This window comes from Neotamlana sedimentorum (assembly GCF_000943565.1).
Lineage (GTDB): Bacteria > Bacteroidota > Bacteroidia > Flavobacteriales > Flavobacteriaceae > Neotamlana > Neotamlana sedimentorum.
The window spans coordinates 103,883-126,487 of the sequence record NZ_JTDW01000007.1 but is presented as its reverse complement, the minus strand read 5'-3'; the positions used below and the strand labels follow the sequence as shown (position 1 = coordinate 126,487).

General features: G+C 33.3%; 19 protein-coding genes. 9 read left to right on the top strand and 10 right to left on the bottom strand.

Annotated features, from left to right (window positions below):
- Positions 1 to 2: 2 nt before the first annotated feature.
- Together PW52_RS17175 and PW52_RS11095 are read left to right on the top strand one after the other, a co-directional pair.
- Positions 3 to 479 (top strand): hypothetical protein, encoded by a 477-nt coding sequence (locus PW52_RS17175; RefSeq protein WP_052823461.1) that lies wholly within the window; start codon positions 3 to 5, stop codon positions 477 to 479.
- Positions 480 to 528: 49 nt separating this feature from the next.
- Positions 529 to 1,314 carry a nitrilase family protein gene (locus PW52_RS11095; protein WP_044633021.1) on the top strand — a complete coding sequence of 262 codons (786 nt, stop codon included), beginning with the start codon at positions 529 to 531 and terminating at the stop codon, positions 1,312 to 1,314.
- On the opposite strand, the gene PW52_RS11090 is transcribed toward PW52_RS11095, so the two are convergent.
- On the bottom strand, positions 1,301 to 2,902 hold the full coding sequence (locus tag PW52_RS11090) for an Ig-like domain-containing protein (RefSeq protein WP_044633020.1): 1,602 nt from the start codon (positions 2,900 to 2,902) through the stop codon (positions 1,301 to 1,303). The genes PW52_RS11095 and PW52_RS11090 overlap by 14 nt on opposite strands.
- A gap of 59 nt (positions 2,903 to 2,961) precedes the next feature.
- Positions 2,962 to 3,639: a ComF family protein gene (locus PW52_RS11085; protein ID WP_044633019.1), complete on the bottom strand. Its 678-nt coding sequence runs from the start codon at positions 3,637 to 3,639 to the stop codon at positions 2,962 to 2,964.
- A 226-nt stretch (positions 3,640 to 3,865) separates the two neighbouring features.
- Between PW52_RS11085 and PW52_RS11080 the strand changes: the two genes are divergently transcribed.
- On the top strand, positions 3,866 to 5,410 hold the full coding sequence (locus PW52_RS11080) for a glycine--tRNA ligase (RefSeq protein WP_044633018.1): 1,545 nt from the start codon (positions 3,866 to 3,868) through the stop codon (positions 5,408 to 5,410).
- Positions 5,411 to 5,481: 71 nt separating this feature from the next.
- Here PW52_RS11080 and PW52_RS11075 read toward each other — a convergent pair whose 3' ends face one another.
- Both PW52_RS11075 and PW52_RS11070 read right to left on the bottom strand, forming a co-directional pair.
- Positions 5,482 to 5,949: an Lrp/AsnC ligand binding domain-containing protein gene (locus PW52_RS11075; RefSeq protein ID WP_044633017.1), complete on the bottom strand. Its 468-nt coding sequence runs from the start codon at positions 5,947 to 5,949 to the stop codon at positions 5,482 to 5,484.
- Positions 5,950 to 6,173: 224 nt separating this feature from the next.
- Positions 6,174 to 7,538 carry a saccharopine dehydrogenase family protein gene (locus PW52_RS11070; protein WP_044633016.1) on the bottom strand — a complete coding sequence of 455 codons (1,365 nt, stop codon included), beginning with the start codon at positions 7,536 to 7,538 and terminating at the stop codon, positions 6,174 to 6,176.
- Between the two features lie 98 nt (positions 7,539 to 7,636).
- On the opposite strand from PW52_RS11070, the gene PW52_RS11065 reads away from it, so the two are divergent.
- Positions 7,637 to 8,029 (top strand): DUF423 domain-containing protein, encoded by a 393-nt coding sequence (locus tag PW52_RS11065; protein WP_044633015.1) that lies wholly within the window; start codon positions 7,637 to 7,639, stop codon positions 8,027 to 8,029.
- 67 nt (positions 8,030 to 8,096) lie between these two features.
- Positions 8,097 to 9,713, top strand: a complete 1,617-nt coding sequence (pckA, locus tag PW52_RS11060; RefSeq protein WP_044633014.1) for a phosphoenolpyruvate carboxykinase (ATP) — start codon at positions 8,097 to 8,099, stop codon at positions 9,711 to 9,713.
- A gap of 96 nt (positions 9,714 to 9,809) precedes the next feature.
- Here pckA and PW52_RS11055 read toward each other — a convergent pair whose 3' ends face one another.
- From PW52_RS11055 to PW52_RS11045, 3 genes are read right to left on the bottom strand one after another with little or no spacing between them, the layout of a single operon-like run.
- Positions 9,810 to 10,421 (bottom strand): FAD-dependent oxidoreductase, encoded by a 612-nt coding sequence (locus tag PW52_RS11055; RefSeq protein WP_044633013.1) that lies wholly within the window; start codon positions 10,419 to 10,421, stop codon positions 9,810 to 9,812.
- A gap of 1 nt (position 10,422) precedes the next feature.
- Entirely contained in the window at positions 10,423 to 10,626 is a 204-nt protein-coding gene (locus PW52_RS11050) for a hypothetical protein (protein WP_044633012.1), read from the bottom strand.
- A 9-nt stretch (positions 10,627 to 10,635) separates the two neighbouring features.
- Positions 10,636 to 11,223: a MarC family protein gene (locus tag PW52_RS11045; protein ID WP_044633011.1), complete on the bottom strand. Its 588-nt coding sequence runs from the start codon at positions 11,221 to 11,223 to the stop codon at positions 10,636 to 10,638.
- Positions 11,224 to 11,323: 100 nt separating this feature from the next.
- Here PW52_RS11045 and PW52_RS11040 point away from each other — a divergent pair, with 100 nt between their 5' ends.
- The 3 genes from PW52_RS11040 to PW52_RS11030 all read left to right on the top strand — a co-directional run bounded on the left by PW52_RS11040 (position 11,324) and on the right by PW52_RS11030 (position 15,538).
- On the top strand, positions 11,324 to 11,896 hold the full coding sequence (locus PW52_RS11040; RefSeq protein ID WP_044633010.1) for a DUF3109 family protein: 573 nt from the start codon (positions 11,324 to 11,326) through the stop codon (positions 11,894 to 11,896).
- A 565-nt stretch (positions 11,897 to 12,461) separates the two neighbouring features.
- The gene (locus PW52_RS11035; protein ID WP_044633009.1) at positions 12,462 to 13,736 is read left to right on the top strand and encodes a ribonucleotide-diphosphate reductase subunit beta; all 1,275 of its coding nucleotides are present in this window, start codon (positions 12,462 to 12,464) and stop codon (positions 13,734 to 13,736) included.
- Positions 13,737 to 13,738: 2 nt separating this feature from the next.
- Positions 13,739 to 15,538 (top strand): ribonucleoside-diphosphate reductase subunit alpha, encoded by a 1,800-nt coding sequence (locus tag PW52_RS11030; protein ID WP_044633008.1) that lies wholly within the window; start codon positions 13,739 to 13,741, stop codon positions 15,536 to 15,538.
- A 249-nt stretch (positions 15,539 to 15,787) separates the two neighbouring features.
- Here PW52_RS11030 and PW52_RS11025 read toward each other — a convergent pair whose 3' ends face one another.
- Both PW52_RS11025 and PW52_RS11020 read right to left on the bottom strand, forming a co-directional pair.
- Positions 15,788 to 16,648, bottom strand: coding sequence for an OmpA/MotB family protein (locus PW52_RS11025; RefSeq protein WP_044633007.1), 861 nt, complete (start codon positions 16,646 to 16,648; stop codon positions 15,788 to 15,790).
- Positions 16,649 to 16,736: 88 nt separating this feature from the next.
- Positions 16,737 to 19,004 carry an inorganic phosphate transporter gene (locus PW52_RS11020; protein ID WP_044633006.1) on the bottom strand — a complete coding sequence of 756 codons (2,268 nt, stop codon included), beginning with the start codon at positions 19,002 to 19,004 and terminating at the stop codon, positions 16,737 to 16,739.
- 277 nt (positions 19,005 to 19,281) lie between these two features.
- On the opposite strand from PW52_RS11020, the gene PW52_RS11015 reads away from it, so the two are divergent.
- A complete protein-coding gene (locus tag PW52_RS11015) occupies positions 19,282 to 19,596 on the top strand; it encodes a toxin-antitoxin system YwqK family antitoxin (RefSeq protein WP_044633005.1) in 315 nt (104 codons plus the stop codon).
- 69 nt (positions 19,597 to 19,665) lie between these two features.
- Here PW52_RS11015 and PW52_RS11010 read toward each other — a convergent pair whose 3' ends face one another.
- On the bottom strand, positions 19,666 to 22,554 hold the full coding sequence (locus tag PW52_RS11010) for a TonB-dependent receptor (RefSeq protein WP_044633004.1): 2,889 nt from the start codon (positions 22,552 to 22,554) through the stop codon (positions 19,666 to 19,668).
- Between the last annotated feature and the right edge of the window lie 51 nt (positions 22,555 to 22,605).

Below are 22,605 nucleotides of genomic sequence, written 5' to 3'. Positions count from 1 at the left end.
TTATGAAATATGTTATGTTAGCCCTTTGTTTAGGCTTAAGTTTTGCAGTAAATGCTCAAAAAGTAAAAGTAGATAAGCAAAATTTTGAAGTAAAAGGAGAGCGAATATTTAAAGATGGTGCCGATGTTACTGAAACATTAACATTAGAGAGAAAAGCCGATATTAAAAAAGCGATTCAAATTCAAAAAGATGAAGAAGTTGCTAAACAGGCCGAAAAAGCTAAAAAAGAAGCTAAAAAAGTAGAGAAAAAGGAAAAAGCTGCTGAAAATAAACGTAAAAAAGCCGAAAAAGAATTAGCTAAAAAACAAAAAGCCCAATCTAATTTCGATAAGGCTAAAAGTAATTTAGAAAAAGCTCAGGATAAGCGCTTAAAGCTTAAAGAAAAAGGAAAATTATCGCCAGTTGATGAAGTTAAATGGGATAAAAAAATAAAAACGCTGGAAGAAAAAACGGCAAAAGCTAAAAAGAAGATAAAATAATTCCTTCTTAAAATATTATTAGTTAGCGCTATTTTGAGTAATTTGTACTATGCAAGAAAAACTCGAAATAGCGTTAATTCAATCGGATTTAGTTTGGGAAAATCCTGAGCAAAACCGAATTCACTTTACGCACTACATTGAAAATCTTCCTGAAACTGTCGATGTAGTTTTACTTCCCGAAATGTTTTCCACTGGTTTCACCATGCATGCCAAAAAAGTAGCCGAAACCATGCAAGGTAAAACCATAACGTGGTTGCAAGAGCTGGCTGCTAAACAGCATATAGCCATATCTGGAAGCCTTGTTATTACCGAAAATGATAACTATTATAATCGATTAGTTTTTGTAGAACCAAACGGTAATTTATCCTATTACAATAAACGCCATACCTTCACTTTTGCAGGTGAAGACAAAATATATACCGCGGGAAATACAAAGCTTATTGTTAATTACAAAGGCTGGAAATTATATCCCTTAGTTTGTTACGATTTACGTTTCCCCGTTTGGGCAAGAAACACTCAAAATTACGACGTATTGTTATATGTTGCTAATTGGCCGCAATCACGAATAGCAGCTTGGGATAGCCTGTTAAAGGCACGTGCCATAGAAAACATGAGTTATTGCATTGGCGTAAATCGAGTAGGTGTCGATGCACTTAATAATAACTATTGCGGTCATTCGGCTGTGTACGATGTTTTAGGAAACCCAATAGACACTTTTAAACCCAACGAATCTGGGGTAAAAATAGTGACGCTAAACAAAAACCATATTGACGAAAACCGAAAGCGATTTCAGTTTTTAAACGATATGGACGGCTTTGTTATTAAGGAAAAGTGAGCGATTCTGTAATACCCCAATCGGCTCTAATTTCAACTTCGTTAAAATGATAAACTTGCTCGGGTTGTATCTTTTTTAAGAAAACTCCAGGATCGTATTGTTTATTACCATTGGTATCGTAAATAACGCGAATTAAATATTTGCCAGGTGTTAAACTTAAAAACTCGACTTCACCTTGGGTAGCAGCATATCGTTCAAATTTTACTTCCCCTTTATTATCAGTTAATTGAAAAATTAGCGGAAATTTAGCGTTAACTAAAGAAAATCGAGCAAAACCAAAATCCGATTCCTTTTTCGTGCTAATCGAGAATTGTAAAGTATCGTTTTTATTATCAAAAAAATCGGTAAATGCTTCAGGTAAAATAGAGATGCTATATTTATTCTCGTAAGTTTTATCGAAACTAAAAGCGTATGCATTCGTTAAACTATCAAAACTGGTTTTAAAATCTACATTTGCCGAATCCTTATCCATCATAGACACTTTTGTTGCGTCTAAATTTACAAAAGGAATACTCCCAAATATTTTAAAATCTTCGTCTAAACCAATGCTTCCTGTTGGTGCATTTTTTAAAGTTAACGAGTCGCGTTTTTGTTCGCTTATCCTAGCAGTAAAATCTTTTTCGTAGTCTTTGTTGGTTACTTTAAAAAGAAGTGAATCTATTTTTAATCTTGGTTTGTACCAGTAGTAAAGTGTATCGGCTAACTCGTCTTTGGTAATTCGGTAAGTGAAATCTTCAGGAGTTTCAGAAACCATATTAATTTTCATGTTTTTATGGCTTCCTTCGTAACCAAAAGCAATTTTTTCGCCCGCAAATAAACGCGGTCTAATCGCTTTAAAATCCAGGGCTTCTTTAAAAAGTTTTAAAGTGTAACTACTATCGGTTGGTACGGTAATAAATTCTTTATGAAACGCTACGGCATCTGTTTTTTGCTGAAATTTATTGTCGCCATTATTGTCTTTTAAAGCCATGAGTAAATACTTCCCAGCTCTAATATTTTCAATAGAAAAAGCGGTTAAACTATCTAAAGTATTGGTAATGTATTTTGGTACTTCTTTGTATATAATCGAATCGGTATAAGCCGAGTCCACTTCATATAAAGCCACATTAACAAAAGATTCTGGCTTTGTTTGTAAGGCATCAATAATTTTACCTTTTACTTTTAAGGAATCAATATAATTTCCAGTAGAAAACACAAAACGGTAATACGGGTAAGCATTACCTTCGTTATTATCAACAATACTATTACCAAAATTAAAAGCGTAGGTGGTGTTTGGTGGTAAAGTATCCTTAATTTTAATGGTAATTTTTTTGCTAGCCGCCCCTTGTGGTAAGATGTCTGGTTTATACTTCATTGGTGGTGAAATAATAAGCTGCTTGTCTATGTTTTTAACTTTAATGTATTCGTCAAATTCAATTTCAATTTCGTTACCTTTAAAATTAGTGGTAAAATTTTCGGGCGAAGACTTTACAATTTCAGGAGGTGTTTCGTCTTTAGGGCCACCATCTGGCGAGCCACGATTAGCACAGTTAACTAAAATTAAACCAAAACTAAAAGCTAAAATTAAGTCGCGAAGCGTTTTATTCATCAAACAATTATAAATTTTTACAAACCTACATAATTTTAAGGTTATAACGTTAAACAACATTATGCTATTGCCATGGTAGCTACACTTATTTTTACATTTTCGGTTTTGGTAATTACATTTATGCAAGCTTCCAAGGTAGCGCCTGTAGTTATTATATCGTCTACTAATAGTATGTGTTTGTTTTTAATTTGTATTTCAGGGTTTAAAGCAAAAAGTTGTTGGTTTTCGTTCCAACGTAAAATTCTTTCTTTTGTAGTTTGCGATTTGTTATTCGTGATTTTTAATAAAATCTTATCGTTATATTGCGCGTTTAAAGCTAAGGCAAGTTGCTCACCAAATTTAGCCACTTGGTTATAGCCGCGTTTTTTAAGCTTGTTTTTATGCAAAGGCACAGGTATTACAGCATCAATGGTTTGGTAGTCCTTAATTTGTTTAAGTTCGCCACCTAACCAATTGCCTAAAACAAAACCAATATTTTCGTAACCTTTGTATTTTAATCCATGAATAAGTTGTTGCACTAAACCTTTTTTTTCGAACCTAAAAAGTGCGGTGCCATGTTCAATTTTTGCTCTACCATAAAGTACTTTTTTTATAGCATCGCTATTATTAAAATGAAAATTCGTAACCGGTAAATCGTGCCGACACGATGTGCAAATACTAGCTTCGTTATCGTTAAGTAAGTTTTGGCAAGCATAACAAATTTCAGGAAAAAATAGGTTTACAACGTTTCTAATCATAATTTTTGGGCATTACCCCGCTTTGGCGTGGTGGGGCTTTTCGTTGCAATCTTTTGCTTAGGCAAAAGGATTTTCACTACAATCCCTAATGCGCTTTGGCGATACTTTTCAAATTTTTAAAAAAGATTATGGCTTTCGTTTCCTAATATAAATAATAATTAATGATTTTGCATCAAATTTTAATAAAGAACAGCAATAGTTTATTCGGGTTTTATATTTTTGCAGAATGGCAAATCAAGACGATCAATTTAAGAAGGTTATATCGCATGCAAAGGAATACGGTTATGTGTTTCAAAGCAGCGAAATTTACGACGGTTTAAGCGCCGTTTACGACTACGCACAAAATGGTGCAGAATTAAAGAAAAACATACGCGACTACTGGTGGAAAGCCATGGTGCAAATGAATGAGAATATTGTGGGTATCGATGCTGCAATTTTTATGCATCCAACCACGTGGAAAGCTTCGGGCCATGTCGATGCGTTTAACGACCCGTTAATTGACAATAAAGATTCGAAAAAAAGATACCGTGCCGATGTTTTAATTGAAGATTATTGTGCTAAAATTGAAACTAAAATTGAAAAAGAGGTTAAAAAAGCCGAAAAACGTTTTGGTGATGCTTTTAATAAAGAAGAGTTTTTAAGCACTAACGGCCGTGTTTTAGGATACCAAGAAAAAATTAATACCATACTTGCGCGCATGGGTAAATCTTTAGAAAATGAAGATTTAGCCGATGTTAAAGCTTTAATTGAAGAGTTAGAAATTGCAGATCCGTTAACCGGAAGTAAAAACTGGACCGACGTTAAGCAGTTTAATCTTATGTTTGGTACTAAGTTAGGTGCTTCTGCCGAAAGTGCGATGGATTTATACTTGCGCCCAGAAACCGCTCAAGGTATTTTTGTTAACTTTTTAAATGTGCAAAAAACGGGACGTATGAAAATCCCGTTTGGTATCGCGCAAACAGGTAAAGCCTTTAGAAATGAAATTGTTGCTAGACAATTTATTTTTAGAATGCGTGAGTTCGAACAAATGGAAATGCAGTTTTTTATTAAACCAGGTACTCAAAAGGAATGGTACGAACACTGGAAAGAAACGCGTTTAAAATGGCATTTAAGTTTAGGTATGGGTGCAGACAACTATCGTTTTCACGATCATGAAAAATTAGCACACTACGCCGATGCGGCTGCCGATATTGAATTTAAATTCCCTTTCGGATTTAAAGAATTAGAAGGTATACACTCGCGTACCGATTTCGATTTAAGTCAGCACGAAAAATTCTCTGGTAAAAAATTACAGTATTTCGATCACGAAGAAAATAAAAGTTATGTGCCTTACGTATTAGAAACCTCAATTGGTTTAGATCGAATGTTTTTAGCAGTATTCTCTAATTCGTTAGAAGAGGAAGCCCTAGAAAATGGTACAACCAGAACCGTTTTAAAATTACCTAGTGTTTTAGCTCCAGTAAAAGCAGCTATTTTACCATTGGTTAAAAAAGATGGCTTGCCAGATGTTGCTCGTAAAATAGTTGAAGACTTAAAATGGGATTTCAACGTAATTTACGACGAAAAAGATGCTGTTGGGCGTCGTTACAGAAGACAAGATGCTAACGGAACACCATTTTGTATAACGGTAGACCATGATACTCTAGAAGATAACACAGTTACCCTTCGATTTAGAGATTCTATGGAGCAAGAGCGTGTTAAAATTGAAGATTTACGTAACATTATAAAACAAGATGTTGATGTACGTAACTGGCTCATGAAAATGAAATAATACGATTTCGGCGAGAGCAGGAAATTTTTTAATAAACAAAACCCCGAGTAAAAATACTCGGGGTTTTGTTTTTAAACCTTTATTTGTCTATCAATTTGCTGTTCTAAAGAAATTAACGATTCGGTTCTAGAAACGCCGGTTATTGGTTGAATTTCTTTGTTAAGTATATGCATTAAATGGTTGTTGTCTAAACTTAACACTTTAATAAATAAGTTGTAATTACCAGTTGTGTAATGGCATTCTACAACTTCGGGAATTTTTTTTAAGGCATTAATAACGCTATCGCTATCGGCAGCTTTGTCTAAATAAATACCAACAAAAGCCAAGGTTGAAAACCCTAATATTTTAGGATCGATTATAAATTTTGAGCCTGCTAGTAACTGCGATTTTTCTAATTTACGTAGGCGTTGGTGAATGGCTGCTCCCGATATTCCTACATTACGAGCAATTTCTAAAATTGGTGTTCGGGCATCTTGCATTAAAGCACGTAGTATTTTTTTATCGATGCCGTCGATGGTTATGGTTTTTGTTTTTTTCATAATGGTTTGAAACTAAAACATAAATATAAGTGTTTTGTTTTAATTTGAAACTAAAATTGCGTTAGGGATTGCAGTGGAAATCCTTTTTACGAATATTTGAAACCTAATAATTTAATATGCTTTTAAGTTTGTTTTAGTTGAAGGCTTGCAAAACGAGTTCGAACTGTTTCGTAAAAAGATTATAACGAAAAGCCCGACCCCTTGTGGGTAACGCCTAATAATGGCTAAATATTTAAAGGATTGTATCCTAAATAAGGCACTTCTTTTTCGTTAAATACAATGCCAAATGTGGCTAACTCGCTTAAAATGGGCGTGTAAATGTTTTTAGAAATGGGTATTTGTACACCCGTGGCTGTAATTTTTTTATTTAAAATGGCAAGTGTAGCCATGGCAACTGGTAATCCAACGGTTTTCGCCATTGCGGTATAGGTTTGGTCTTCGCCTAAAACAACCATGGTGGCATCTATTTGGTGGTTTTTGCTATTTTTTTCGTAGCCAAATTTGTGATACATCACAATCATGTCTTTATCATTTTCGGCTAAGGACCAACTTTGGGTTAGTATATTTTGAAGTATTTGTGCCGGTGTGGCATTTTTGAGGCCTACTTTTTTGGTTGCGCTAAAAATATCGAGCTCTACTAATTTATCCCAAACAATATCGTCTTGATCTATTTTTAGTTGATGCCGCAGTTTAAGTTCTACCGAATCGGTTGGGCTGTAGGGTAAAAATAAGTTGGTAAAATCGCGATAACTCATATATTCGCTATTGTCGATGGTGTAACTATCGTCGGTCATTCCTAAGGTTACGAAAATGTTCCATGCACGACTAAAACCAACACGACGCATGGTGCCACGGTACAGTGTTTTTACATTTTGCAAGCCGTAAGCTTCTTGATATTTTAAGGAGTCGCGATTAGCATAAACCTCGAATCGCCCAAAATTATCGATTTCTAAAAATTCGGTGCGCCTAAATAAGCGGTTATACGGAATGTATTTATAAGTGCCTTCTTGTAAAAATTTGGCAGCGCCACCTTGTCCAGCAAGCACCACATTTCTGGGATTCCAAGTAAATTTGTAGTTCCATAAGTTGTTGTCGTTTTCGGGTGCCACTAAACCTCCAGTAAACGATTCGAAAAGTATAACCTTGCCACCGGTATCGCGAATACGATCTAGAACTTGCATAGCGCTCATGTGGTCTATACCAGGATCGACACCAATTTCGTTAAGTAAAATAATGTTTTGTTCTACGGCAGCGTGGTGTAAAGCTTGCATTTCTGGGCTTACATACGATGCGGTTACCATGGGTTTGGCATAGGTAACACAATCTTTAGCAACTTCAATATGATAGTGCGCCGGAAGCATGGATACTACAATATCGGCATGTTTTATAGCTTGGGTTCTCGATTGGTTATCGAAAACATTTAATGCTATGGCTTTCGCGTTTTTATGATTTTGAACGGCTTTTTGAGCCGATTTTAAATCTATATCTCCAATAGTAATAAATAGATTTTCAGCATCCGATTTATCTAACAAATATTTTTGCAGATAAGCTGTAGATTTCCCAGAACCTATAATTAAAATCTTTCGCATTTCGGGTTTAGTTGAGTAATTTTGTGTACGCTATGTTCGAAATTATTATTTCGGATGTATCAATAAAAATAAGGTTTTGTTAAAAATAATTTATAAAAATGACTAGAAAAATTTTAATTACAGCGTCGTTATTAGGTTTAATAAGTATTGTTTTAGGTGCTTTTGGCGCTCATGGACTAAAACGACTGATTTCTGCAGAAGCTATTCAAACCTTTGAAACGGGTGTAAAATACCAAATGTATCATGCGCTTTTTTTATTGTTTGTGGCACATACGCATTCTATTTCAGAAAAAACGAAACGTATTATTTTTTATCTGGTTGTATTTGGAGTTATTTTCTTTTCGGGTTCTATTTACGGTTTAGCAACAAATAGTTTGTCGGTTTTTAATTTTAAAACCATTGGTTTTATAACGCCTATTGGTGGTTTATTTTTAATATTGGCTTGGAGCATGTTATTGCTTAGTTTTTTGAAAAATTCTCATAAAAACTGAAAATTTAGCTAAAATAATTGACTAATTATTTTAGTTTTGTATTTATAATTTAATTTACAGCTACATTATGGAGAATTACAAACAAATTACGAAAACGATTTCGTTAGAAGGATATGGTATTAAAAATGCCAATGTAAATTATCAATTACCTCCCGATGCATTGCACGATATAACCATTAAAAAGTACAATGGGCTGGAAGCTAGTTCTGGGGCTTTAGCAGTAAATACTGGTGAATTTACGGGACGCTCTCCAAAAGATCGTTTTATTGTAAAAGATGCTATTACCGACGACAAAATTTGGTGGGGCAATGTTAATATTCCTTTTGAAAGTGTTCATTTTGATAAATTATACGATAAAGTTGTTGATTATCTCTCTGAAAAAGAATTGTTTGTTCGCGATTGTTACGCTTGCGCCGATGAGAATTATAAACTAAATATTCGTGTTATTAACGAGTATCCATGGAGCAACATGTTTGCAAGCAATATGTTTTTACGTATAGAGGATGATGAGCTTGAAGGTTTTACACCAGAATGGACCATTGTTAATGCGCCGGGTTTTATGGCAACTCCAGAAGTTGACCATACACGACAACATAATTTTGCGATTTTAAATTTTACTAAAAAAATTGCTTTAATAGGTGGTACGGGTTATACAGGTGAAATTAAAAAAGGTATTTTTTCGGCTTTAAATTTTATTCTCCCAGTTTTTAAAGAAACCTTGCCAATGCATTGTAGTGCTAATGTTGGTAAAGATGGTGATACCGCTATATTTTTTGGTTTATCTGGTACTGGAAAAACAACATTATCTACCGACCCAAATAGAAGTTTAATTGGCGACGACGAGCATGGTTGGACCAAAGAAAATACGGTGTTTAATTTTGAAGGTGGTTGTTACGCTAAAGTAATTAACTTATCGAAAGAAAAAGAGCCTGAAATTTTTAACGCCATTAAAAAAGGAGCAATTCTTGAAAATGTTATTCTTGATGATGCTGGTGCAGTAGATTTTGCTAATACATCAATAACTCAAAATACAAGGGTAAGTTATCCCATTTATCATATTGAGAATATAAAAACACCTTCTATTGGTGAAAACCCTAAGAATATTTTCTTTTTAACGGCCGATGCTTTTGGGGTAATTCCACCAATATCTAAGCTAACACCAAGCCAAGCGGCATATCACTTTATTTCGGGCTATACGGCAAAAGTTGCTGGAACCGAAGCGGGTGTGGTAGAGCCTGTGCCCTCGTTTTCGGCCTGTTTTGGAGCGCCTTTTATGCCTTTACATCCATCGAAATATGCAGAAATGTTAAGCAAAAAAATGGTGGAAGCTGGAGTTAATGTTTGGTTGGTAAATACAGGTTGGACTGGTGGGCCTTATGGTGTTGGTAAGCGCATGGAATTAAAGTATACGCGGGCCATGATAAACGCTGTTTTAAATGGCGATTTGGGATTGTATAACTACGATAATTACCACATTCACTCGGTTTTTGGTGTGGCGCAACCAAGATCTTGTCCGGGTGTTCCAACAAGTGTATTAAGTCCAAGACAAACCTGGAACGACGACCAAGCCTATTACACTATGGCCTTTAAATTAACCAATGCATTTAGAGAAAACTTTAAAAAATACGAAGCTTTTTGTAGTGAAGAAATTCGTCGTGGCGGTCCACAACGCTATGCGTTTTAGGTTTTGTAAAATATAGATTCTATAAAAACAAAAATGGTGAAATTTTAAATTTCACCATTTTTTGTTTGATTATTTAAAGCACGAATTGATTTAAAATTAAGCCTCGTCTATTTTATCATGTACTTTAATGTGTTTTCCTTTATTCCATAAAGTTAAAATATCGGTGGCAACATGAGCACCGCTTCCCGAAGCGATTGCAAACTGACTACGCCATCCTGCTAATGTACCTGCAACATAAAGATTTTCTTCAACAAGGTGGTCGGTGTTTTTTAACCAGATTCTATTTTTTTGGGTTGCAGCTCTTGGATGAGCTTCAATATATTTATTTAAGCCTTCGATGGTAAACAAATTGGTGTAACCAACAGCTACAACTACTATTTTACTAGTATAGGTGTTTTTGTTGGTTGTAATAGTAAAATGATTATTTGATTTGCTAACTTCTAAAACCTTTTCATTTTCAATTTGTTCAATAGCGGGATAAAGCGTTTTTAGTTGCGTTTTGCCGTTTTCTAAAATAGATTCGCCTGTTGTGCCAGGTGCTAATCCTAAAACATTATTGAATAATGCTGTTTGTAAATGTGAGGATTTTTGGTGGGCAATAAGAGCTACTTTTTTGCCTTTAGCGAATGGTTTTTGTAAACCAGATCCTAAAACCAAAGCACAAGACATGCCAGCAGCGCCAGCGCCAATTATAACCGCATCGAACATATTAGCTTTTTTCTTTTACCTTTTTCTCTATTTGTTTGGATACTCTTAAAATAGTCATTAATAAAATAACACAAAGTCCTGCAATTATTGTTATTAATGCTATCATACTTTCGCCAGTAAAAGGGGTATCAGTATTTATTTTGGTGCTATTAAAAATAATAAGCCCTAAAGCAATAACACTAATTATGTATGTAAAAATCTTCATTTTAAATATTTAAACAATATCAAATAAGGCTTTAATATTGTGGGTGAAAAGTTTAACGGCAATAGCTAATAAAATAACACCAAATACTTTTCTAATAATATTTATGCCATTTGCACCTAAAATGCGTTCAATTTTTGCCGATGTTTTTAAAACTATAAAAATAATAATAACATTTAATATTACAGCTACAATAATGTTTTCTGTTCTAAATTCAGCGCGAAGCGATAACAAGGTGGTTAAGCTTCCAGGTCCAGCAATTAATGGGAATGCAAGCGGGAAAACGGTTGCTGTCGTAGAAGACTGTTCTTCTTGTTTGTAAAGGGTTATTCCTAAAATCATTTCTAAAGCAATAAAAAATAATATAAATGCACCAGCCACAGCAAATGAATTTACATCGATGCCAATAAGATTTAAAATGCTTTTTCCAAGAAACAAGAAAACAATTAAAATAGCTCCGGCTATAATAGAGGCTTTTTCACTTTGTATTTGGCCAGCCTTTTTACGTAAATCAATAACTATAGGTACGTTACCAATAATATCAATTACTGCGAAAAGTACCATAAATGCGGTAAATATTTCTTTTAAATTAAGTTGCATATTAAAGGGGGTTAAATTTTCGGCAAAAGTAGTATATAAATCTTAATTAATTTCAAATTATTATTAACTATTTTTACCAAAATTTTAATTTTTAAAAGTTATGTTTCAGTTAGGTAAAACTATTGTTTCTGAAGATGTTATAGAAAAAGATTTTGTGTGTAATTTAAATGCATGCAAAGGAGCTTGTTGTATAGATGGTGATGCTGGTGCGCCGCTAAATAAAGAGGAAACTCAAATACTTGAAACTATTTACCCAAAGGTGAAGCCTTTTTTAAGACCAGAAGGGATAAAAGCAATTGAAAATCAAGGCACTTTTATTACAACTGAAAACGAAGAACTAGAAACGCCACTTATTAATGGTGCCGATTGTGCCTATGTTATATTTGATGAAAACAAAACGGCGCTTTGTGCCATTGAAGAAGCATATAATCAAGGCGAAGTCGATTGGAAAAAACCAGTGTCTTGCCATTTATATCCTATTCGAGTACAAGATTATACCGAATTTTCGGCGGTAAATTATCACAAATGGCAAATTTGTGATGCCGCTTGCGAACTTGGTGAAGAGTTAGGAGTTCCGGTGTATAAATTTGTAAAAGAAGCATTAGTTAGAAAATTTGGCGTCGATTGGTATGAGGAATTAGAGAAAATTGCTAAAGAAAGAAACGAAAAATAACAACCCCATTTTTTTAACTTTTTAGACTTTTAAAAATAGATTTTTGTGCCTGGTTTTTTCAATATAAAATCCCTTTAAAATTCACTTGTAGATGCTCTTTTTTTTAATCTTGTTTTTCAAGTTTTTTTAGGTAAAAAACTTTATAAATTTTAAAATTTCAACTTCAAGCTAAAAGTCTTCATTTTTTACTGAATAATATTTTGTTCTAGAATTTATTAAATCAATATTTTTTGTTTAAAAAATTGGCAATCAACTAAATAATATCGAATTTACAGGTGTTTTTAATAAGAGTAATGCCCGTTGTTAAAAACTTGTTAACAACGTTTATTAAAACCACTTTCTTTTTTAAACACAATTATCAATCTTTGTTGTAGGCAAAAAAAGCAAAATATTTGGTCGGTTATTTGGGTAGAAAATTAGACTAAAATTAAGCTTTCAAAAAACGCCCCAATCAGTCCTCTTTTTAGGAGCACAATAAAACACATTTTTTAACGAATCCGCTAAACTGAATAACTAAAGATAAGCAGTTATTCTAACGATATTTTAGTCTGTAAATTTAAGTAGTATGGAAATTACACAAATTATTAAACGAGATTACGAAACAGCTCCGTTTGTTTTGAATAAGATTTCAAATGCCATTGAAAAAGCAATGATTTCTGTTGGCAATGGCTCTAAGGAAGATGCAAAAAATATTTCCGAAAAGGTACTAGAGACTTTAATAGCTAGAAAGACTAATGATGTTAATTATGTGCCAACGGTAGAAGAGGTTCAAGATATTGTTGAGGATAAATTAATGGGTAGCGAATTTCACGACGTTGCCAAGGCTTATATTCTTTATAGAAATGAACAAGCTAGAAATAGAAAAGCTAATATTTTTGAAAAACGTATTAACTTAAAACCATATGAATACCCAGCGCTTAACGAGTATGTTGATGCAATAAGACATTCGTACTGGATTCACTCGGAGTTTAACTTTACTAGCGATATTCAAGATTTTAAAACAAGACTTACTGTTGTTGAGCAAAATGCTATAAAAAATACCATGCTTGCTATTTCTCAAATTGAAGTAGCTGTAAAAACATTTTGGGGCGACATTTATCAAAAAATGCCAAAACCAGAAATTGGCTCAGTAGGTTCTACATTTGCCGAAAGTGAAGTTCGTCATCACGATGCATACTCACATTTATTAGAAATTTTAGGATTAAATAACGAATTTAAAAATCTTAAAAAGAAACCCGTAGTAATGCAACGTGTTCACTTTTTAGAAACAGCACTTAAAAATGCTAAAAGTGAAGACAACCAAGAATACGCAGAATCAATTTTATTGTTCTCGTTATTTATTGAGCACGTATCATTATTCTCTCAGTTCTTAATAATAATGGCATTTAATAAGCATAAAAATATGCTTAAAGGAATATCGAATGTGGTTGAAGCAACCTCAAAAGAAGAGCAAATTCACGGCGATTTTGGTATCGATATTATAAGAATTATAAAAGATGAAAACCCAACTTGGTTTGGTGAAGCACACAACACCAAAGTACAAGAATTATGTAAACAAGCTTTTGAATCGGAAAGTAAAATCGTGGATTGGATTTTTGAAGCTGGAGAACTAGATTTCCTTCCAAAAGATGTTATAAACGAGTTTATTAAAAACAGATTTAACAACTCGTTACAAAGTATAGGTATAGACAAAATTTTCGAAATAGACGAATCATTAATAGCTCAAACCGAATGGTTTGATGATGAGATAATAGGCACCAAGCATGGAGATTTCTTTGTTAAACGCTCTATAAATTACAGTAAAAGAACCAAAAGTATAACAAGCGACGACTTATTTTAAACATGAACGAACACACAAATCCAGACCTAAAAAGTGCTCAAGTAGAGGCCGAGGCAGCCTCAAAATACGATGAGTTACTAAAAGCAAGAAAAGAAGCCAGACAAGAAACTGCTGCGAAACAACAACCAGAAATTAAATGGTTAACAGAGCACAGTCGTAAATTTTTATCGTCGGGTTACTTAACCGAAGGCACAACGCCAGAAGCGCGTATTTTAGAAATTGCACAACGTGCTGAAGACATATTAAAAATAGACGGGTTTGCCGATAAGTTTTATGGTTACATGGCCGAGGGTTACTACTCGTTAGCGTCGCCAGTGTGGTCTAACTTTGGTAAAAAACGCGGTTTACCAATTAGCTGTTTTGGTTCGCATGTATCAGACGATATGGGTGATATTTTATACACGCAGTCTGAAGTAGGAATGATGTCGAAGCTAGGTGGAGGAACGTCTGGATATTTTGGTAAACTACGTCATCGTGGTGCGCCTGTAAAAAACAATGGTGAGTCGTCTGGAGCAGTACATATTATGCAATTGTTTGAAAAAATGGTTGATGTTGTTAGTCAAGGTTCTGTAAGACGTGGTCGTTTTTCCCCATATTTACCTATCGATCATAATGATATAAATGAGTTTTTAGAAATCGGTACCGAAGGTAACCCAATTCAAGAACTTACTCACGGTGTGACTGTAGGTAACGATTGGATGCAAGAAATGATTGATGGTGATGTTGAAAAGCGTTCAATTTGGGCAAAAGTATTACAACGTCGTGGCGAAATAGGATATCCTTATATTTTCTTTAGAGATAATGCTAACAATAATGCTGCCGATGTTTACCGAGATAAAAAGCACGAAATTTATGCTAGTAACTTATGTAGCGAAATTATGCTTCCTACAAACGAAAAATGGTCGTTTGTATGTGTGTTATCTTCAATAAACTTATTGCATTACGATAAGTGGAAAGATACCGATGCGGTTGAAACCATGATTTATTTCTTAGATGCAGTTTTAGAGGAATTCATTACAAAATTAGAAGTGTACAGAGACTCGTCGAATCGTGACGACCAACAAACCTTCTTGTTTATGGAGCGTGCTTATAATTTTGCTAAAGAAAACCGTGCTTTAGGAATGGGAGCATTAGGATGGCACTCTTTATTACAAAGCAAAATGTTATCTTTTGATAGCCAAGAAGCATTTAATTTAAACAGTGAAATTTTTAAAACAATAAAAGAACGTTCTGTTAAAGCTTCAGAAGAATTAGCAAAATTATATGGAGAACCAGAAGTATTAAAAGGCTATGGACGTCGTAATACAACCTTAAATGCTATTGCACCTACAACATCTTCAGCATTTATTTTGGGTCAAGTATCGCAAGGTATCGAGCCAATTTGGTCTAATAGTTATGTAAAAGATATTGCTAAAATAAAAACAACTATTAAAAACCCGTTTTTATTAAATCTTTTAGAAGAAAAAGGAATGAATACGAGTGAGGTTTGGAAGAGCATTCGTGATTACGATGGTTCGGTACAACACCTGGACTTTTTAACCGATCATGAAAAGGATGTATTTAAAACCTATTCTGAAATCGACCAGTTAACAATTATTTACCAAGCGGCAAACCGTCAAAACCATATAGATCAAGGACAATCTATAAACATTATGGTACATCCAGATATGCCAGTAAAAGATATTAATAAAATATATGTTACGGCTTGGAAATTAGGTATAAAATCGCTGTACTATCAACATAGTATGAATGCAGCACAAAAATTCAAACAGAAAAAAGAGTGTACTAGCTGTGAGGGTTAATACAAAAGTGTTATGGATTTTAAAAAAGCATTTCTTTAATTAGAAATGCTTTTTTTATGCCCTTTTCCCGGGGTTTATTGTTTTTCAGAAGTATATAAATGGGTTTGGTTTTATAATTATTAAAACAAATATCCGCGTTTATAATAGCACTTAATATTAATGTAAAAAATAAGACCTGATAGTTTTTAAGCTATCAGGTCTGGTACCAGTAGGTAAATAAATGGACTAATTAAATAATATAAATAAAATTTAATCTAAAATATTTTCTGCCAAATTGGTGTCGTTATTTGCCATTAAAGCAAAAAATTTATCAATGTTTGGTAAAATTATAATGCGTGTTCTTCTGTTTTTAGCTCTATCTTCTGCATTGTCGTTGCTTGCAATAGGTTGGTAGCTACTTCTTCCTGAAGCAATCATTTTTTCTGGAGAAACTTCATATTTTTCTTGTAGTTTTCTAACAACCGATGTAGCTCTTAAAACACTTAAATCCCAGTTATCAGAAACTTTAGCAGTACTAATGGTTCTGGCATCTGTGTGGCCTTCAATCATAACATCTAAACTAGGCTCCGAATTAATAACATCTGCTAACTTTTTAAGCACGTTATCTGCTTTTGGGCTTAAACGGTAGCTTCCGGTGTTGAATAACATATTATCGGCAATAGAAATCATCACTACAGTTTCATTAATATCTACAGCAAAGTCTTCATCTTCGTTAATATTGCTTTCGTTTATGGCTTTTTCAAGATTGTAAGCCACGGCAATATTCATAGAATCTTTAAGGGTTTTAGCGTTGCTTAATTTAGCCGCATCAACGTTTTTTAAAGTTTCTCTCATTTGTGCTTTAGCGTCGTTAGAAATAAGTGTACCGTTTTCGGCAACTTCTAACTTAGCGTCACTTTCTTCTTTAAGAGACATTATTTTATTGTTGTAGTTGGCAACGCGAGCTTCAATTTTCGCAAATTTAGTTTCAAGGTCTTCATTTGCCACTTTAGTTTTTTGTAGTTCACTTTTTATTTCACCATTTTCTTGTTGTAGGGCTATGTATTTTTTCTTTGAAACACACGAAAAAGTAAAAATGGTTACAAGTAATAAAATTGAAAAATTCTTCATAATAATTTAATCTTAATTGTTTTTTATACTTACGCTACAAAACCAATTATAGATGTTTAAATTATTATTTTAAGAAGATTTTAAGATATTACTCTTTGATAGTAGCAGGCTCAACAGAATCGTCGTGGGCCCTGTAATACTCTTCTAAAAGCGTCATCATAGCTTTAAGTAAGTCTTTAGTTTCTAATAAAATACTAAAGTACAATGTTGTGTTTTTAGGGCTCGATTCTTCGGTACGGGTACGTTCAACTTGCTTTTGTATTTTGTCATTAAGTAAATTAAATATAGCTTCTTTTTTACTTAAAACTAGACCAATTTCTTCAAAAGAATGTGAGTTAAAAGATGTTTTTGTACTTTCAAATAAACTCTCTAAAACTTTATCAACTTCTTTTAGTTCTTTAATTTGAGTAAACTTTAATTTTTTATGATTGTTGTTTACGTGTTTATAGCTTACGTTTGAAATGTATTCGAGTGATTGCGTTATATCTTGTAAAAGACTTAAAACAGTAATGTAAAAGTTACTTGCTTTAGCACTTGGCTCGTCTAATTTTTTAATGAAATAAAATATATTATCGCGAAGTTCTTCAATCTCGTCCGATAGTTTATTTATGTTGGTTTTATTCTTTTTAAGTTGTTTTAAATTATGCGTTGCTAATCCGTTTATGGCACCGCTGTAAATTTTATTACCACGTTTTACTACGTTTGCAATATTGTTAGCACTTTCAATAATAACACCTTGTGTAGAGCTGCTTTCGGCCTTTTTTAGGCTGTCTTCAGCTTTTTGTTCTTTAGCTTTTTTGCTGTGTACAATAGAGTTTCTAATTAAAAGTATAACAACTATTGTAAGTAAAGCTGTTAACGCGTAACCACGACCATAAAATAAAATTAAAGCCATAATAGCTGCAGCAACAAAAGCACTTAATGCAGTAAAAAACCAACCACCAATTACATTTAAAACACCTGCGACTCTGTAAACTGCGCTTTCGCTACCCCAAGCTCTATCGGCTAACGAGGTTCCCATGGCAACCATAAAAGTTACATAAGTTGTAGATAATGGTAATTTCATTGATGTAGCAATAGAAATTAACACACTGGCAACCATTAAATTAACTGCTGCACGAACTAAATCGAATGCTGGTAAATCTTCTTTTTTAATTATTGTTGAGGCTACTGGTTTTTTAAACTGGTCATCAATTTTTTGCTTAAATGCCTTAGGTAAAAGGTTATTAAAACTTTCTGAAGCAGCAATGCTGTAACGCACAATACTTCTTGATAAGAAATTAGGTTCGAAACGCTCTGAGCCTTCATCCTGACGAGATAAATCGACCGAGGTTTTAACAACTGCTTTTGCTTTGCTAGAAAACCATAGTGTTAACACCATAATAATACCAGCAATTAAAAGTAATTCTGGTTTAGCCTGCACTGGTTCGCTAAGCGCAACCATAGGAAAATGTTGTGGTAAAATATTAGTTACGGACCAAGCTTCGTAAGAATTATAAGCAGCAATAGGAACACCAATAAAGTTAACCAAATCGTTTCCGGCGAATGCTACAGCAAGTGCAAAAGTACCAACAACGATAATAATCTTGTAAATATTAGTTTTAAAAGTCGCCATGGCTAAATAAGACAGCGCTGTAAAAATTATAAACGAAATACCTAAAAGAGCTATTGGATTATCTGATATTATTTCTTTAATGCTAGCATTCATAAAGCTGGCATTTTTTATTCCTTTAATAAGAATAAAGTACATAATAGCAGTAACTGCAAAACCGCTAAAAACGGCTCCAAAAATTTTAGGTTTATTATTAAAGTTAAAAGAAAGTAATACTCTGGAAACAAATTGAATAATAGCTCCAATAGAAAATGCAACAACAACCGAGAGTAGTATACCGAGTATAATTTCGATGGCTTTTTCGTTGTTAATATAATTGCCTAAATTTAAGATGGATTGAGATTCATCGGCCGTAATTTTCATAATAGCAATACAAACCGAAGCTCCTAAAAGTTCGAAAACAATAGAAACAGTTGTAGATGTTGGTAAGCCAAGCGTATTAAAAAAATCGAGTAATAGAATATCGGTAAGCATAACGGCCATGAAAATAATCATGATCTCATCGAACATGAATTCACTGGGGTTAAATATACCTTTACGGGCAACTTCCATCATACCGCTAGAAGACAAAGCACCTAAGGCAACACCTAAGCTAGCTACAATCATAATGGTTTTAAACGAAATGGCTTTTGAGCCTATAGCTGAATTAAGAAAATTAACAGCATCGTTACTAACTCCAACAACTAAATCGGCAGCAGCTAAAACGGCTAATGCCACCAACATATAGATGTAAATATCTCCCATAAAACTATTAAATATTATAAGGCAAATGTCTCATTTTAAATTGAACTCAATGTTACCGAAATGTTATGTTCTTTCAATATCCCTGCTAAAATAAGTATGTTTATTCGGTTGTTGCACATGTTAAGCGGTATATTTTAAGTTAACTAAATGTTATGGGTTAAATGACTGGTATTCAACTTAATATTGATTCAATGTTAAATTAATGTTATGTAATTGTTTCATAATTGTAAAAATTACTTATATTTGTAAAAAAATAATCAAATAAAACCCCCATATTATGAAAACAATATTAACTTTTGCAATGGCGCTGTTTGTAACCGTGACTTTTGCACAAAAAGAAAAAAAGCTAACATTAAACGAAGAAACAAATTTAATTGATGTTGTTTATTATCATAACAATGGCGAAGTTAGTCAAACTGGATCGTTTACTTTAGAAGGTAAACTTGAAGGTAACTGGATAAGTTATGATAAGGACGGGAACAAATTAGTATCTGCATTTTACAACAATGGAAAAAAAGTTGGAAAGTGGATCCATTGGATTGATGGAAAAAAGAAGTTTGTTAACTACAATAATAACGTAGCATCTTTATAATATTAGTTTACAAAAAAAAGGCCTAAAGTATATACTTTAGGCTTTTTTTTTTATTTAAAATTTTAAGATTTAGAACTTTAAAGAATATCCTAAAGAAAATTCTGTTCCTGGTTGTCTTAAAGAAAATACTTGATTTTGTGCATTAAACGATTCGTAATGACTTTCTCTTTCTTCTCCTAAGATGTTATTTACTTTAAGTGAAATTGAAGATCTTTTCTTTTCTCCTAAAGTAAAGTTAGATGTAAAGTTTAAACTATGAAAAGGTTGTGTGTAAATATCTGGGAAAAATCCAGTACCAACAATCTCTAAAGTTTTACCTTGAACATTATAGAACAAACCAGCTCTAATATCCTTGTCAACGAAATCGTAATCTAAACCAACATTTATTAAGTAAGGCGACATACCTTGTAAATCACGAATTCTATCTACAGATTCTCCTGTTTTAAGAGTACCTTCTGCCGTACGTAATTGGTATTCGAATTCAGACATTTCAAGCTCAGATTGCGTGTAAGACGCATTAGCTGTAAGCTTTAAATTTGTTAAAGATTCGCTTAAAAAACCGAAGTTTTGACGAAATTCTAACTCTGCTCCATATACTTTTGAGTCTCCAAGATTAGCAACTGTAAATTGTGGTGAAGCCGAACTTGTATTTGGCATAAATACAATTTCTATCGGGTCTTTAAATGATTTATAAAAACCACTTACCGCAATCATTTGGCCTTCTTCTCTAAATATTTCGTATCTCAAGTCGAAGTTAGTAATATAACTTGGGCTAATAGGATCGTAAATTACATCACCTTCAGAATCAAATTTACCAAATCCGTTTCCTAAAAACGTATCGTTAGTTACAGGATCGTAAATTTGTGCACTTGAAGCTTCTTTAAAAGATGGTCTTGCTGTTGTACGAGAGTATGATGCTCTTAAGTTAGATTCTTCGGTTAAAGCATAAATTAAGTTTGCCGAAGGGTAAAAATCTATTACATCGATAATGTTTTCTCTAGTATAAGACGTTCCATCATTTTCTTCACCTGTATAATATTGAGAATAATATTCTGTGCGTATTCCTAAAACACTTTTAAGTTTTTCTGAGAAATTAAATTCTGCTGAAAAATATGTAGCACTAACCTGAGACTCTCCTTCATAAGAGTTTGAAGGCTCGTAAACATTCTCTAAGTTTAAGTATGTACCTGCACCAGTATCTGGTGTCCAAATGTTTTCGTCTGCTAATAATAAATTACTATTTCCATTTGGAATAATTAAGTTTGTTGAAGTAAACGCGTAATTATCAATACTAAAATCTCTAAACTTATAAGTGTGTGCACCACCAAATTTAATTTTAGCAGGACTACTAAAAATGCTTACTTTTTTAGTAAAATCTACTTTACCTGTCCAGTTTTCTTCCGATAAGTTTCTCCATAATTGTAATGGGTAACTAGAAGCACTTGGAGAAATAAAATAATCACCATCATCACTAATTTGTAATGGCGTAATTCTATGATCTTTATCGTAAACACCGGTAAATGTAGGCGCAAATTTCCAATCGAAAGTCCAATCGTTTTCAGTGCCCCAATTATGAGAACCTGCTACTAATAAATTACTAATTGAGCGTTGTGTGTACAATAAACCATCTTTTACAACTGGTTCGAAAGCACCAACACCACCACTGGTATTTATTTGTTGCTCTAAGAAGTTTGAAGTTGTTTCACCATTTTGAATGTGTAAAAAGTTAACTTTATACTTAGAACGACTGGTTTTATAAGTAACTCCAACTAATCCACTTAAAAGTACCGTGTTTATACTTTCCGATCCGGTACTTAATCTATTTCCATCTAATTCGAAAATATTTTCAGATCCTGAAGTAACACGTCTAGTATAACGACCATCAATTCTTTCGTCGTAAAATGTAACATCGTTTTTGTACGAAACAGCAACTTGGTAACCAAATTTATCGTCGTTTTTTAAAGCATATTGATTTCCTAAGGTAAAACCTAAATCGAAGTTAGCTCCGTTAGTAAAGTTATCTGCTTTAAGTTGTTTCTCAAAACGATTTGTTAAAGTTGTAAGTAATGTTTTGTTTTCAAAAGTTCCAGGAATTGGTTGGTAACGGTTAATAGGTAACTTTCTAGTACCATCGTCGTAACCAAAAATATCTGTATCACTTCCTTCGTATTTAAGCGCTTCATCGTTAAAGTGCATACTTGGGTTGTAAGCCGCGCCTAAAGAAATAGAATATTCGGCTTTTGTAGGGAAATCTTTTGTAATAACATCTACAATACCACCAGTAAAATCTGCTGGATGTTCTGCAGCTGCAGACTTAACAACAACAATATTATCAATAATATTTGTAGGGAACACATCCATTTGTACGGTGTTTCTATCTGGATCTAAACCAGGAATATCTACACCATTTAAAATAGATTTTGAGTATCTATCTCCAAGACCACGAACATAAACATATTTACCGCCTTGTACAGAAACACCAGGAACACTTTTTACAGCACTAGCTACATCTCCTGCACCAGTTTTCTTTATACTTTGGGCAGACATGGCATCTAATAATGTTACCGATTTCTTTTGAAGTGCTAATGCAGCAGATTCTGTATTACGCTTTACACTAGTTGTAATTACAATTTCATCTAAAGCATTCGAAGCTAAAGTAACATCTAAATTAGTAACCTGACCTGCGTTTATTACAACACCGCTAATCTCTTTGGTTTCGTAACCAACAAAAGAAAAGATAATATTATAAGTACCGGCATTTAAATCCATTTGGTATTTACCATCAAAATCTGATGTTGTACCAGTTGTAGTTCCTTTAACCAATATATTCGCAAATGCAAGGGGCTCATTGTTATAGTCGCCATCAATAACATTACCAGCAATAATACCGGTTTGTGCTTGTGCAACATTAAATAATCCTATTACAAATAGAATAAGAACTATTAAATTATTTTTCATAAATGAGTTTTATATACAACTGCTCACCTTGTGAGCAGTTGTATTTATTTT